Source organism: Burkholderia sp. 28_3, from assembly GCF_003253915.1.
GTDB classification, from domain to species: Bacteria; Pseudomonadota; Gammaproteobacteria; order Burkholderiales; family Burkholderiaceae; genus Burkholderia; species Burkholderia cenocepacia.
In genome coordinates this window covers 1-14,754 of record NZ_QKZF01000024.1, presented here as the reverse complement: position 1 = coordinate 14,754, position 14,754 = coordinate 1, and the positions used below count along the sequence as shown (strand labels likewise).

At 62.4% G+C, this 14,754-nt stretch carries 13 protein-coding genes; 2 read left to right on the top strand and 11 right to left on the bottom strand.

Annotated features, from left to right (window positions below; genetic code table 11):
• Window positions 1-99: 99 nt before the first annotated feature.
• From DFS13_RS32965 to DFS13_RS32945, 5 genes are all read right to left on the bottom strand, one after another.
• A complete protein-coding gene (locus tag DFS13_RS32965; protein WP_063808274.1) occupies window positions 100-1,494 on the bottom strand; it encodes an MmgE/PrpD family protein in 1,395 nt (464 codons plus the stop codon).
• 31 nt (window positions 1,495-1,525) lie between these two features.
• Window positions 1,526-2,506 (bottom strand): tripartite tricarboxylate transporter substrate binding protein, encoded by a 981-nt coding sequence (locus tag DFS13_RS32960; RefSeq protein WP_111442634.1) that lies wholly within the window; start codon window positions 2,504-2,506, stop codon window positions 1,526-1,528.
• Between the two features lie 99 nt (window positions 2,507-2,605).
• Window positions 2,606-3,586 carry a tripartite tricarboxylate transporter substrate binding protein gene (locus DFS13_RS32955; RefSeq protein ID WP_111442633.1) on the bottom strand — a complete coding sequence of 327 codons (981 nt, stop codon included), beginning with the start codon at window positions 3,584-3,586 and terminating at the stop codon, window positions 2,606-2,608.
• A gap of 31 nt (window positions 3,587-3,617) precedes the next feature.
• Complete coding sequence (locus DFS13_RS32950) at window positions 3,618-4,805, bottom strand: iron-containing alcohol dehydrogenase family protein (RefSeq protein WP_166677943.1); 1,188 nt, start codon at window positions 4,803-4,805, stop codon at window positions 3,618-3,620.
• A gap of 205 nt (window positions 4,806-5,010) precedes the next feature.
• Window positions 5,011-6,840: an NAD(P)-dependent oxidoreductase gene (locus DFS13_RS32945; protein ID WP_124455149.1), complete on the bottom strand. Its 1,830-nt coding sequence runs from the start codon at window positions 6,838-6,840 to the stop codon at window positions 5,011-5,013.
• Between the two features lie 449 nt (window positions 6,841-7,289).
• On the opposite strand from DFS13_RS32945, the gene DFS13_RS32940 reads away from it, so the two are divergent.
• Complete coding sequence (locus DFS13_RS32940) at window positions 7,290-8,489, top strand: ABC transporter substrate-binding protein (protein WP_059623748.1); 1,200 nt, start codon at window positions 7,290-7,292, stop codon at window positions 8,487-8,489.
• Window positions 8,490-8,672: 183 nt separating this feature from the next.
• Window positions 8,673-9,437, top strand: a complete 765-nt coding sequence (locus DFS13_RS32935) for an SDR family NAD(P)-dependent oxidoreductase (RefSeq protein ID WP_059623746.1) — start codon at window positions 8,673-8,675, stop codon at window positions 9,435-9,437.
• 118 nt (window positions 9,438-9,555) lie between these two features.
• On the opposite strand, the gene DFS13_RS32930 is transcribed toward DFS13_RS32935, so the two are convergent.
• The 6 genes from DFS13_RS32930 to DFS13_RS32905 form a co-directional block, all read right to left on the bottom strand.
• Complete coding sequence (locus DFS13_RS32930; protein ID WP_241308701.1) at window positions 9,556-10,578, bottom strand: amidohydrolase; 1,023 nt, start codon at window positions 10,576-10,578, stop codon at window positions 9,556-9,558.
• Window positions 10,579-10,609: 31 nt separating this feature from the next.
• The gene (locus DFS13_RS32925; RefSeq protein ID WP_059623744.1) at window positions 10,610-11,302 is read right to left on the bottom strand and encodes an ABC transporter ATP-binding protein; all 693 of its coding nucleotides are present in this window, start codon (window positions 11,300-11,302) and stop codon (window positions 10,610-10,612) included.
• A gap of 2 nt (window positions 11,303-11,304) precedes the next feature.
• Window positions 11,305-12,072: an ABC transporter ATP-binding protein gene (locus DFS13_RS32920; RefSeq protein ID WP_111442629.1), complete on the bottom strand. Its 768-nt coding sequence runs from the start codon at window positions 12,070-12,072 to the stop codon at window positions 11,305-11,307.
• A complete protein-coding gene (locus DFS13_RS32915) occupies window positions 12,069-13,061 on the bottom strand; it encodes a branched-chain amino acid ABC transporter permease (protein ID WP_166677942.1) in 993 nt (330 codons plus the stop codon). The genes DFS13_RS32920 and DFS13_RS32915 overlap by 4 nt, the downstream gene beginning before the upstream one ends.
• A 9-nt stretch (window positions 13,062-13,070) precedes the next feature.
• Window positions 13,071-13,937 carry a branched-chain amino acid ABC transporter permease gene (locus tag DFS13_RS32910; protein ID WP_111442627.1) on the bottom strand — a complete coding sequence of 289 codons (867 nt, stop codon included), beginning with the start codon at window positions 13,935-13,937 and terminating at the stop codon, window positions 13,071-13,073.
• Between the two features lie 697 nt (window positions 13,938-14,634).
• Window positions 14,635-14,754 (bottom strand): 4Fe-4S dicluster domain-containing protein (locus tag DFS13_RS32905; RefSeq protein ID WP_146610046.1); only part of this gene is annotated, 120 nt, incomplete at its 5' end.

The following is a 14,754-nucleotide window of genomic DNA, read 5'->3' as shown; positions in this document are numbered from 1 at the left end:
GACGAAACCGTACCTACGATGAGGATCGCCCATTCATCATACGTATCATTCCACTTTTCCCTATCCACTCGCATATCGCCGGACGAACCGCTCGATTCATCACTGGGGCAACTGCAGAAGACGAAGCAACTCTGTTGTAGAGTCGGCACGTTCGAGCGCGCACACAGCGGCCTCCAGGCGGCCCACCTGATCCACAGGCAGCGCTTTCGATGCGAGGCGGCGAAACTTGGCCGCCATCAGTTCATCGCTCATCGGACGCTGGTAACTTCCGAGAAAGTTGTCGACGGTCTTGCTCAATTTCTTTCCGCTGGTCAGCAGAATCTCGACATCAGCACCTCGCGCAAACGCCCTGCCCTTTTGCTCGCGCGCTTCGCTTCGCACCACATCGACGCGCTTCGCGAATTCAACGAGATCCGGTCGGCCGACGTTTTCGTCGATCATCTGATCGACGAACACCTCACCGTCGATGAGCTTCATGCCGATGCAGAAGCCGAGATGCATCTGGGCCGCCGTCAGACCGTTGGGGATGTAGGGTGTCCAGAATGAATGGCGCACCGCATCCTCGGTCATTCGCACGGTAATTCGCTCGACGTCGGTCGCGGTCAGGCCCGTTTCCTCCATGAGCTCCTCAATCGCGTCCAGTGCGGACAGATTCGTGCCGACTGCCGCGTGCCGCTTGATCGAAATCCGCATCGTTTCCCAGCGCGTGCCGAGCTCGCTGGTCAGCGCCGACAAGTCGAACTGGTCGGCGGTCTGCGTGAAGGTGGTGCAATATCCGCCATAGGTTTCCTCGAACACGTCCTCGATGCCGGTAAATCCGTCCGCAGCGAGTAGTGCCGAATACAGCCCGCTTTGCGCCGCCTTCGCCGACAGCATCCGCTTCACCATCGAGCCGAACTGGGCGGCCATGATGCCGGACGCCTGGGCACCCGCAATACCAAACGCATGGTAGATCTGCTCGCCGTCGAGACCGAGAACGATGCCGGCCGCCACCGCCGCCGGAAATGGTCCGAAGATGCCGGGCGTATGCCAGCCCCGCACCAGCATCTTGTTGCCGTTCATGCACAGGCCCACGCGAGGGCCGACTTCGAAGCCTGCGATGATGGCGGTCAGGAGAGTTTCGCCATCTACGTTTTCGGTGCCGACCAATTCGGCCGCCGCGAGCGCCGCCGGCAGCACGGCGGCGCAGCTGTGAATGGAAGCCGGATTCGCGTCGTCCAGCTCATAACCTTGAATCATCGTGCCGTTGAGTAGCGCCGCATTCACCGCAGATGCCGTTTCGCCCCGCCCCCACACCGATGCTCGGCCGCCATCTGGTTCGAGCTTGCCGACGACGCCAGCCAGGATTCGGGTCCACTCGAGATTTGCGCCGAACAACCCGCATCCGAGACCATCGAGCATGATCAGCTTCGCGCGATTGCGCACATCCTCCGGAACGTCGGCCAGTTTGAGTCCTGCTGCAAAATCTGCCAATTGACGCGTATATGACGTCATGAATCAACTCCTCCAAATTTCATTGTGCAAATCACTGCTTCGGCATGCCCACATAGGCGGCCAGCTTTGTTTTCTCGGCTTCATTTTTCAACAGGAGATCCGTGAACTCTCGTGGTGACATGGTCACCGGCTCGAGTCCATAGCTCCGAAGGCGGTCTGCCAGCGCCTTGTCCGACAGCGCCGCCTGCAACGCCGCCGACAGGCGTTGAACGACGGCCGGCGGCGTTCCGGCCGGCGCCATCAGCCCTTGATACAGAACGTAGCTGTAGTTGGGATAACCGGCCTCGGCGACCGTCGGCACGTCCGGAAGGGCAGTGACGCGCTTCGGGGATGTCACCGCCAGCGCCCTCATCTTTCCTGCCTTCAGATACGGAGAACTGCTGATCAGCGCGTCGAAGATGACGGAGATGCGACCACTCATTACTTCAGGCAGCGCCTCCCCGTTGCCTTTGAACGGAACGTGCATCATCTTCAAGGCGCTCTGCTGGAGGAACGCAGCTGTCGCAAGGTGAGTCGTACTGCCCACGCCCGCGGATCCGTATGACAGCTTGTCCGGGTTCGCCTTCGCGTACGCGGCCAGTTCGCCGAACGTCTTGAAGGGCTGGCTGGCGCCGACTTCGATCAAAAGCGGTGCCGCGACCGACGGCCCCACGCCCGTGAAGTCCTTGCGGAGAACGAAGCCCGGATCACGCTTGACTGCTGACTGGAGGCCGAGCGTATCCGCCGAAGTGGCCAGCAGCGTATATCCATCCGGCGCCGCATCCTTCACATAGCGGATGCCAACCAGGCCACCTCCGCCGCCGCGATTCTCGATAATCACCGGCTGCCCCAGGCTCTGCCCCAGCTTTGGCGCCAGCAAGCGGGTGACGGTGTCTGCCAGGCCACCCGGCGCCGTCGCAACCACAATATGCACCGGCTTGGTGGGGAATGGGTCCGACGCCGAAGCGGCCGCCGCGCTGAACAGGACGAATGTGCCCGCCGCCAGTCTGCGGCAAAACAATGCTTTCTTCATAAGAGAATCCTTTCTCCAAGACCTTGATTTCCTGCTACGCCGCGTCGAGGATGCCTCGCATGTCGACGGCGTTCGTCACCTGCTTGCCGATCCCGCCGGCTACTGCTTCGGCATGCCGACATAGGCGGCCAGCTTTGCCTTCCCGGCTTCGTTTTTCAAAAGAAGATTCGTAAACGCCGTGGGCGACATGGCCACCGGCTCGAGCCCGTAGCTTCGAAGGCGGTCCGCCAGCACCTTGTCCGACAGGGCCGCCTGCAACGCCGCCGACAGGCGTTGAACGACGGCCGGCGGCGTTCCGGCCGGCGCCATCAGCCCTTGATACAGAACGTAGCTGTAGTCGGGATAACCGGCCTCGGCGACCGTCGGCACGTCCGGAAGGGCAGCGAGGCGCTTCGGGGATGTCACTGCCAGGGCTCTCAGCTTCCCTGCCTTCAGATAGGGAGCACTGCTGACTGGCGCGTCGAAGATGACGGAGATGCGTCCACTCATTACTTCAGGCAGCGCCTCCCCGTTGCCTTTGAACGGAACGTGCATCATCTTCAGAGCGGTCCGCTGCAGGAATGCGGCCGTCGCAAAGTGAGTCGCACTGCCCACGCCGCCCGATCCGTAGGTCAGCTTGTCCGGATTCGCCTTCGCGTACGCGGCCAGTTCGCCGAATGTCTTGAAGGGCTGGCCGGCGCCAACGTCGAGCAAAAGCGGCGATTCGACCATCGGCCCCACTCCCGCAAAGTCCCTGCGGAGAACAAAGCCCGGATCCTGGCGGACTGCCGACTGGAGGCCGAGCGTATCCGCCGAAGTGGCCAGCAGCGTATATCCATCCGGCGCCGCATCCTTCACATAGCGGATGCCGACCAGGCCGCCTCCGCCGCCGCGATTCTCGATAATCACCGGCTGCCCCAGGCTCTGCCCCAGCTTTGGCGCCAGCAAACGCGTGACCGTATCGACCATGCCGCCAGGCGCCATCGCCACCACGATATGCACGGGCTTGACCGGAAACTGGTCGGATGCCGAAGCCGTCGTTGCCCTGACCACCACGAAGGCGCACGCCGCGAATCGACAGTCAAAAGAAGCGTGCTTCACGAGAAGCCTCCGTCTCCGAGATTGTTATTGCCTACCACGCTGCGTCGAGGATCGCCCGCACATCGGCGACGTTCGTCACCTCACGGGGGCTACGCTTGATGAACCAGTCCTGCATCGCCGCTTCCGCGATCGGATCGAGAGCCTCCCGGGCCACGCCGATGTCGCGAAGCCTCCGGGGAATGTCCACTTTCGCGAGCAGGCGCTCAAGGATCTCGACGGCCGACATCGCGTACCGCTGGTCCGAATCGGCAGTCAGCGGAAGCCATAGGCTTTCGGCAATGCGCCCGACCGTATAGTGCGTCGCCGGGCTATTGAAACCCATCGTGTGCGGCAGCACGATTGCGTTGATGATCCCGTTCGATACGTCGCTTCGATGACCGATTGCGTGTGCGAGTACCGACGAAAGCCCGCCGCCCGACTGCTCGGTACCCCGGCCGCAAAGAACGGCGGCGATCGCCAAACGTTCCCGAGCCGCGACGTCTTCGGGCGACATGCGGTCGATGTTGCGCGCGACAAGTCGTAGCGCTTGCGTCAACATCGCCTCCGACACGAGGTCGCAGCGCGGCGACTCCAGCGCCTCGACTGCAGTGGAAAGCGTGTTGAGCGTCGCACCCTCGACGAGCGCCGCCGGTGCGGTGCCGAGAAACCCCGAGTGAAGGAAGATTGCCTTGGCCCGCGTCTTCGGATCGAACAAGGCAAGCCGCTGTCCCGTCTCCTCGTCATGCACGGCGCTTCCCGCCTTGACGAACGCCGTACTGGGTGTGGTCGGCACAACGAATTGCGCGAGCTTGGGAGCGGCAAGCCGAGGACTATCGAACGCGCCGTCCGGGAGCCTGCGGGTGCAAAGCTCGTGCGCAGGCCGCTTCTCCGCGAGCAGGATGCTTGCCGCACGCGCCGTGACGGCGGCCGACCCACCGCCCACCGCGATCACGGCGTCTGCGTCCAGTGCGCTCAGCGCACGCGCCGCTTCCTCCACGGCGCGCACGGGACTATTCGGCCGAACCGTAGGAGATTCGCCGACCAGCACGGGGCCGAGCACATCGCGCAACTGCTGCATCGCATTGGACGAGCCGACTGACCGACCGCTGACGATCACTGCACGCTGACACCCACTGCGCTTGATCTCCCTCGCCAAGGCAGCGAGACTTTCCTCACCGCAGTACAGTCGCAATTCCGGGGCAATGTGTTGAAAGGAGATCGATCGAAAGGTCTGGTTCATTGTCTGTATGCGCGAACGCGTGGAACGAGGTTGCCCATCAACTTGCAATTGACGTGCCATGCTTGCCGCAGGAACGTCGCAGTCTACGGGTGCCGACAAACTGTCCACGCCGGCGACGGCCTGCCCGATTCGTGTCCACCGCGGCGACACGTGCCGCTCGCCGCGCCTTCATCGCTGCCGCACCGGTGCGTGCAGAATGGCCCGCTCATGCAGCGGCAAACGTGATCCCCGCCCGCGCTTCGAACAGCCTGGCCAGTTCGTCGATATTGGCGTCTCCCCCAAGCTCGTTCGCTCCGGCCTCGACCGCATTACGGACCGCATTCGCAATCAACATCGGCGCCCCGCAATTCATGGCGGTCTCACATGCAAGCCGAAGGTCCTTCACCATGAGTTCCAGCCGCAGGCTCGCCGACCGGCCGCCCGCCGCGAGAACAGGAACGACACGCTCGAACGTAGCGCTCCACCCTGAACCGCTGTTGATCACTTTCTCCATGTCCCGGAGTTTCAGGCCGTTTTTGATACCCATCGCCACGGCTTCATACGCGATCAGCCGATTGCACGCACCCAATGCGTTCTTGACTAGCTTGGCGATATGCCCATATCCGGTTTCGCCGCAATACACCACGTTCGGGCTGATGGATTCGAGAAGCGGCCGCACGCGTGCGCACACGTCCTGCGCCCCGCTGCACATAATCGCCACGGTACCTGCCTGCGCGCCGCTCGGACCGCCTGAAACGGGCGCGTCCACTAGCGCCACGCCCAGCGCCCTGAGTTCCTCTGCCGTCTGTCGCGTGACGGACGGATCGCCCGTCGTCTGATCGATGACGACCTTGCCTGCGGCGAGGCCTTCCCTTAACCCCCCCTTTCCGAACACAACCTCTCGGACGACTGTCGAGTCGGGCACGCAAATCATGATGACGTCGCAGTCGCGTGCCAGCGAGGGCAAGTCCGACGCCGCGACCGCGCCGTCGGCTTCGAGATCGCGGACGATATCGGGCCGCACATCGAACACCTGCACCTTTCGAAACTTCATCAGACGCCGCACCAGCGCCGCGCCCATGGCGCCAAGCCCGACATAGCCGACCGTCAGCTCGTCCCGCCCCGCCGTTGCTGCCGTCGACGTCGACATCGACATCGACATCGACATCGCATCATCACGCAGCCGCGTGCCCGCCATCGACTCGATCAGCTTGACGACATCCTCGAGCCGGGCATCCTGCCCCAACGTATTGACGCCGGTCTGCAGCAAGCCGAGCGCGATGCTCGACACAGGCATCGGCGCACCGGCATTCATGCCGAGTTCGATCGCTTGACGAACGTCCTTCACCATCAGGGGAAGCGCGAAGTTGGTCGCGGCCCTGCCTTCGACAATGGCCGGCAACATGGTCTCCGTGATGCGGTTCCGAGCCGTGCTTTTGTTGAGCAAGTCAGTCAAGGTCGCGAGCGGCAGTCCCGACTTTCTTCCCATCGCGACGATTTCCAGCGTCGCCAGGCGGCATGCCGCGTTCATCACGTTGTTGACGAGCTTGATTGCCTGCCCGTCGCCGACCCGTTCCCCGCATCGGAAGACGTTCGAACTGATTGCATGCAGGATCGGCGATACTGTCTGATAGGCACTATCGGGACCGGAAACCATGATGGTCACCTTGCCCGCGCGAGCGGCCGCCACACCGCCCGCCACCGGCGCGTCGATCATCGCGACGCCCTTTGCCTCCAATTGGCGTGCGATGTCCCGGGTTTGCTCCGGCACACCGCTCGTCTGATCGATGATGATCTTTCCCGGCGTCAGCCCTTGCGCCAGCCCTTGTGCGCCGAAGATCACCTGCCGCACGTTCTCCGTGCGCGGCAGACACAGCATCAGGACGTCGCAGCGATACGCCAGCTCAGCCGCGGATGATGCGACGCCCGCACCGAGCTTCTCGAACTCGGCGACAGCCGCAGTATTGATATCCCAGACGCACAGGTCGTATGTGCCGATGAGCCTTTGTGCCAACGGCGCCCCCATCGCGCCCAAACCGATATACCCGACTTTCATGTACAGCCCCTTTTCCAAAATATGCCGCGTCGCGGTTTCATTCCGCTCAGGCGCGAATCGATTGCAGGTTCCGTACCAGCTTCGTTGGGCGCCACCCCATACGCCGCCACGGCGATCGCGCGATCGCCGGAACGTCGCTATTGCTCGTGCATGTCGTCGGGAAACACAGTTGTCCGTATCAGCGACGGTCGAATCACACCGGGCGCGCCCGCGTGCGACGCTTCTCCTTAGATCGGCAGCACATCCGGCGTCCGTTGGCATCGCAATTGCTTCATTACTGCCAGATCGGTTATCGCCGGGCCGAAAAACGGCTATCCGTTTTCGGTCGAATCGCGAAGCCAATCTTTTTCGCGCCCAGCGCTAGGTATTTCGGGCCGATTCGGGTGTTCGGATGAGGTAGCGCCCTTTCCGGACTTGCACCCATAGATAACTACCAGAAGGAGACTTTGATGGCGAAACATTGGAACACGGCCAAAGCGGCGGCCTGCGCAGCGACGCTCGCCGCATCCTGGGCGGTTTGCACGCCGGCGGCAGCACAATCGTGCGAAGTCAAGATCGGCGTGCTCGGCCCGATGAGCGGCGGTGGATCGTCGCAGGGCCTCGCCGAGAAAGCCGCCGTCGAGTTCGAGGCCGCCTATACCAATGCCAATGGCGGCCTGCAAGTCGGCAACCGCAAGTGCAAGGTGGTGCCGACGAGTTATGACTCGCAAGCGACCGCTGCCGGTGGAGCGGCCGCCGCCAACTATTTCGCGAGCCAGGGGGTTCATGCGGCTGTGGGCCCGGTTCCGTCGGTCGAACTGGCGGGATTCAAGCCCATCGCGAAGCGGTACGGCATCGTGAATTTCGCGCACTCGTACGCGAAGGATGTCATCAACACGCAATATCCGCTCGCCTTCGCGGTATCACTCACGCCGCAGGTCTGGGGTGCCTATGTCGTGAAAGCCGCAAGGGACGAGTTCAAATTCAACAAGGTGATCGTTGTTGCACCGAACGACCAGGGCGGCACCGATGCAGGCAAAGCACTGGTCCAGGAGTACGAAAAGGCCGGTGCCAAGGCGACGCTCGAATTCTATCAACGCGGCACCACGAACTTCGCGCCCATCGTGGCCCGCCTGATGAGCATGGGCCCCGAATCGGTGGAGTTCGGACCGATGCCGCCGGGTGAAGCCGGCGTCCTAGTCAAGCAAATGCTAGGCGCCGGATACACGGGCGCGTTCGGTGACCTCGGCAGCGGCGCAGAGGTGGTGCTGAACACCGTGGGAGACATTTCAACCCAGAAGGCGTTCTACTGGCTCGAACTCGCTCCGCTGGACGACCCCGGCATCCAGCGTCTGAATGCCGACTACGAGCGCGTGATGAAGTCGAAGGTGCCGGACAACACGCTGTTCTATCCGTCCGCACTCGCCGCGGAGCATCTTCTGCGTGCGATCTCGCGAGCCGGAACCGATCAGGATGGCCAAAAGATCGCGGCCGCGTTGCGAGAGACGACGCCGGAATCCCGCTACCTCGGCAAAGGCGGATGGCGCGGCAAGGCGCAATACGGAATCAATCAGCAGCTCGCCTTCCCGATCGGGATGGGCGTGATCGCGAACGGTAAAAGGCAAAAGGATCGACGCATCGCCATTGCGTCGGAACCCGCGACGCCGTGAACCTCGGATAGTGCGGTTAATCGCCGAAGGCCGTATGGGGCGTCCGCGCTACCGCGCGACTTTCGGCGAATCTCTCGATCGCCACGGCATCGCGGAGCAACGAGACCACATCCGGAATCCGTGCGTCTCGACCGCGTTGCCCGACCGCACGTGGTGGCTTCGACATGAAAAGGAAAAGGTGACATGAAGCGTTTTGAAGGGAAAACGATCCTCGTAACGGGAGCCGGCAGCGGGATTGGCGCGGCGTGTGTTCGACGTCTGTTCGACGAGGGTGCATTGGTCGTCGCAGCAGACGTACGCAAGGGCGATGTTGACAAGGTCGCCTCGGAATTCGGCCCGACTAACCGTATCCACGCCGTCGCGATGGACGTGTCGAATCGCGACGACGTCAACGCCATCGTGGCCGACGCCGCTCGACGATTCGGCCCGCTTCACGGGCTCGTGAACTCCGCCGGCATCCGCGGCGTGGGCAACGTGCTGGATTTCGATCCGGAGGCGTGGCATCGCGTCCTGTCAGTGAATCTCGATGGAACGTTCAACGTCTGCCAGGCATTTGCACGCGTCGCGACGGAAGCGAAAACACCCGCGGCAATCGTCAACGTTTCGTCGGGGGCGGGAATCCGCGGCGTACCGAACCGCCTCGCATACTCCGCGTCGAAGTTCGGCGTCTCGGGCATCACGCATACCATGGCGCTCGAACTTGCCTCTTACGGTATCCGCGTGAACGCCGTAGCGCCGGGGATGATTCGCACCCCGATGACAGCCGTGATGTTCGAGGATCCGGAAAACGAAAAGCGCATTCGCGCGGCGCATCCGATCGGCCGCGAGGGAGAGCCTGAAGAGGTTGCCGCCGCCATCGCGTTTCTGCTGTCGGATGATGCCAGCTTCGTCACGGGCATCGTCATGCCCGTGGACGGCGGCTCCACGGCGGGCATTCCATCTCACTGAGACATCGCGCCTGCCGTCCACGATGCGCGGACGGCAGGCTGAACCGTGGATCTTCTCGCCGGGTTGGTGCGGCGCGTCGAGCAATCTGCTCGCGCGCCCACGGCGCACGACGCCCGGTTCAGGAAAGGTCGATGCGGTAAACGCGGGCTGCGGTATCGTGAAAAAGCGCTGCCTTTTCTCGAGCCGATGCGCCCCGGACGATATGCTTCAGCGCGTTCCACATCGGCACGAATCCGCACGATCGACCATCGGGCGGATAATTGCTTTCCATCATGCAGCGCTCGACGCCGAAAGCATCAATGACGGTCTCGACATAGGGCCTCCACGCATCCGCGAGTTCCAGATAGCCGACCGGCTCCGCGCGTTTCTCGAAACCGAACCCCCAAAACGGCAATCCCAGGCCGCCGATCTTGCACAGCACGTTTTGGCGGCGCGCCACCTCGCGCACTGCCGATCGCCACTGCGCGAACACGCCGGCACGGCCGTCGGCGTCCATGTCCATGCCCATCGCCTGGCCCAGGTGGTTGAGGACGATGGACGTATCGGGAAACATATCGGCAAGCTCGCAAACGTCGGCCATCTGGTGATGGAACACTGCCGCATCGAACGTCAGGCCGCGTGCTGCCACCTCCTGGAAGCCGGCACGAAATCCCGGGGATTTCATGATTCCGGGCGCCGGCCGGTTCGTGACATAGCGGAAAGGCGCATCGCTCGGATCCTCGATCGTGATCTGCCGAACGCCCCGGAATCGCTCTGGCGCGGCTTCAAGCGACCGGTCGAGCAATTCGGCCACTGCCGACCCGAATCGCAGGTCCGCGTTCCCGACGATCGCCGCGCAGACGCGGCAATCGCCATAGGCGCCGGTGGCGCTCATCGCCGCAACCCCGTTCGCGAACTCAACCTCGCCAAGCGGCCGCAGCACCTCCGGGCCATCCTTGCGTGCGAAGGCAAGCGTTTCCACGTAGATGGACGCGACGATTCGATGTCCCGCGTTCACGTCCGCCAGGTAATCCTCGAACATGTAGCGCAATGCCGGTCTGTCAAAGAGATGGTGAGCTGAGTCGATGATCGGCAGGTCGGGATCGATGATAGGCTCATCGCGACCGGCCTTCAGTTGCGGGTACGGAAACATGTTCGTCATTGCATCACCTTGTCTTGATGTGAATTCGAATTCAAAGATATTCCTCCGCGAGCGCGACATCCCGAATCTCGTCGACCGTGCCGCTTCGCCGGACCTCGCCGCCACGCATGACGTACGCGCGGTCGACAAGCTTAAGCGCGGGGCGGGCCATTTGTTCAGTCATCAGGATCGTGGTGCCGCGACGCTGCAGCTCCCGAATCGACTCGCTGATGCGCTCGATCCAGACGGGTGCCAGTCCGAGGAACGGTTCGTCCAAAAGCAGCAGTTTGGGCAGCGTGCTTGCCGCTCGAGCCAGCGCGACGACCTGCTGCTGCCCGCCGCTCAGTTGGTTGGCCGGTTGGTCTGCGCGCTCAGCGAGCAACGGAAAAGTCCGCTCCATCCACTCGAGGTTCGCTTGCGCCTGCATCTTCGAAATACCGAGCGTGCCCGCCAGGACGTTTTCCCTCACGCTCAGCGAGCGGAATATCCGGCGCCCCTCCGGCGAATAGCCGATGCCCAGACGGGCTCGGCCCGGGCACGAGACACCAACCAGGTCCTTCCCGGCAAAACGGATCTGACCGGATATCGCGGGAACCAGACCGACTACGGCATTGATCAGGCTCGACTTGCCCGCGCCATTCGCGCCGACCAACAGGACCGTTTCGCCCTCCTTCACGTCGATCGACACTTCCCGTAGGGCCACGATGCCGCCATAACGAACGACCAGCTTCTCGATGCTCAGCATTTTCATTCCTCACTCACGCCCAGATAGGCCTCGATGACATCACGGCGGGAAAGCACATCGCCCGGCGCTCCCTCAGCGAGAAGCCGCCCCGCCTCGAGCACGACAATGCGCGGGCACAGTCGCTTGACCATATCCATGTCGTGCTCCACGATCAGGACGCCGCAGCCCAGCACGCTGCGCGCATGCTCGATGAAGCGGTCCACCTGCGGCCGCTCCCGGGCCTCCAGCCCTGCGGCCGGCTCGTCCAGAAGCAAAAATCGGGGTCTCGAAGCGAGCACCATCACCAGGCCAAGCATTTTCTGGAGTCCATACGGCAACTTGTCGCTCGGGTCGTAAAGGTGCTGTGCAAGACCGAACTCGTCCAGCAACGCTTCGATGCCGAGATCCGCATTCGAATGGATCGTGCTGAAGCGCTGCGCACGAAACAGGTTCTCTTCGACCGTCGCGCTCTTGAACGTGTTGGTCTGCTGGAAGCTGCGAGCGACACCAAGACGTGCCACGTTGTAGAACCGCATCCCGGAGATGACCTGCCCGCCCAGCAAAATGCGTCCCGACGTCGGCGGCAGCATGCCGCTCATGACATTGATCAGCGTAGTCTTGCCCGCGCCGTTCGGGCCGATCACGCCAAGCACGTCGCCCGCCGACACTTCGAATGAAATGCCTTCGAATACGCGCAGGCCGCCGAATCGCTTGGTGATCGCTTCGACTTGCAATGTCGCCGGCACGGGCGCTCGGTTGCTCTGTTTTGAAATACCAATAGGCGAACTCATGCTCGACGATCCTCGATACGCGGTTGAAGTACGCCGCGATGGCGTACCCTCATCTTGTCAAACACGTTCGTCAGTGTTCCCACGATGCCGCCGGGTGCAATCATCATCACGATGACGAGCAGCAGCCCGAACAATCCGGACGACAATTGAGCGTAGCTGCTGAAAACATCGTTCATCGTGATGAGCAGAAGGCTGCCCACCACGACACCCAGCAACGATCCGCGGCCCCCGACGAAGACGTACGCGATGTAGCTGTTCACCGACCACGTGGTGAACGAGCTCGGATGGGCGGTCGAGAGCATGTTGACAAGTGCGAAACCCGCCAGTCCGGATACGGCGGCCGAGGTAACGAAGCCGATGGTGCGATATTTCCACGGCGCAACGCCCAGGCTTTCCGCGAGCGTCTCGTTCTCCTCGATCGACGAGAACTCGGGCCGGAGAACGTGCGTCATGCCAAGCGTAAACAACGCGGAGACGATGCAAATGGCAACAGTGACGACGACGACCGTCGCCGGCGACGTGGCACCCATCCCGAACAGCAATGCTGGCGGGACACCGGTGATCCCGTTGGCACCGCCTGTCAATGTCGGCGTTTGGAAGATGACGATCTGAAGTATTTCGTTGAAGACGAACGTAATGAAAATGAAGTACACGCCTTTGAGTCGGAGCACCAACGCCCCGAGCGGCAGCGCCACGAGCGCCGGCACGATCGCACTGATCAGCATGAGCAGAACGAGGTTCGTCGTACCGGCATTCGCCGCGATGGCGGCGGCATAGCCACCGAGCGCCATGAAAGACGGCGCGGAGAACGACAGGAGCCCAAGCCGCAGCATGATGTAGATGCCCAGCGCGGCACACACGCCGATGGCGGACTGACCGGCCAGCGAATACATGAACGGGTCCGTTGACGCGAAGGGTACGATAAGAAGCAGTAGCAGTACGATCACGCCCGATATGTCGAGCATGAAGTCACGGCGACGATAGGTCATTTTCATAATTCAGGCCTTGCGTGTAACGGTACCGAACAGCCCCTGCGGGCGAACCAAGAGGATCAGCATCACGATCACGAACAGCACGAGCGCGCCTTGGGAACCGCCGAGATAGACACTCGCATAAGCCTCCACGAGGCCGACGACGAATGCGGAGATCGTGGCACCGCCGACACTGCCCAGTCCGCCCATGACGACGACGATGAACGCCCTGCCGAGCACGGCATCTCCGCTGGAAGGCTCCAACGCAAGAATCGGCGTGACGAGTGCGCCGGTGAGCCCCGCCAGCGCCGTTGCAATGGCAAACGCCAGCGGGAACATACGCGCGGGCCGAATTCCCTGTGCGCGCGCAACCGGGCTGTCGTCTGCCATCGCACGCAGCGCAATACCGTATCGGGTCCTGAAGACGAGGTAATAGACGCTGCCGATCGCGAGCGCGCACACGCCGAAGACGATCAGGTTTGCGTAAGGGATATAGAAACCCGGACCGCGCAGCGAGCCGGTCACCGGGAACGGGAAATTCATCGGCTCGGCCCCATAGACGGCCGTCATGCCGGTCGTGATGATCTGATAGATGCCCAACGTCATCAGCATCGTCGCCAAATGGTCGGAGACGTTCCGCTCCACAACCACGACTTCCACCAGATAGCCGACCACGCCCGTGGCCAACGCGGCGATCAGCACCGCTGCCGCAAACGGCACGCCCAGGGACTGGGACAGTGAATAGGCGATGTAACCGCCGAGGATGTAGAAACCGCCATGAGCGAAGTTCACCACGCCCATGATGCCGAATATGAGCGTGAACCCGATGCTGATCAACGCATACTGGGTGCCCAGGCTCAGGCCGATGACGCCAGCCGAAATCAAGCCTTCCATGACTTTGATACCTCTCTTTCGATCGTAGGGATAGAGGACGCGCCGAACGAACGGCTGTCAACGTTCGGGACGGCGTTCAGTCAATCGAAAGGCGGATCACCGATGGCCGCGCATGGGAAGCGTCGTCTGTCCCGCGCCGCGCGTCGCGGTGTGCGGTTTCGAAAAATGGAAGGTTGTGCATCGATTGTCTCCTGTTTTTTGCTGCTATCGCTCGACCTCGAATGCCGCCGGCTGTCTGTGCGAAACGACGAACCGTCCGCGACCTCGGGGGCATCGGCCCTGTGCTTGAATCCGCCGTCCTCCGGCGGCACGTCAAGTAGCACGGATAATGCAATGCCCATGCCAGCATCGGGCCGATGTTCCAGGCGACCCGCACGGCACCCACGCCGGGCAAACGTGATCTTGAAGCGAAAGAACCGGGGCCCCGTATCCATGCGGCTCCGATCGGAGGGCGTCTGGCAAGACGCGACTTCATCGATCATCGAAGTCGACGGAGATGCGAAAGGGACAAGTGCACACAACGCGGCAGATGTGTCCTTGCAAAAGACAGGTGTCCATTCCGGCGACTCCCGCCAGGCAAGGCCCCGGGCATCGGGAATACCCTCGAAAGTAACCTGTGCCGTCCACTTCGGACGCCGTATCGAACTGGCGTGGATCGCCGATTTCGCGTCACGGCCGCTCTCGTTTCGATGGTGCGCTACAGGGCCGGGTAATTCGGCCCGCCGCCGCCTTCCGGCGTGACCCACACGATGTTCTGCGTCGGGTCCTTGATGTCGCAGGTCTTGCAGTGCACGCAGTTCTGCGCGTTGATCACGAG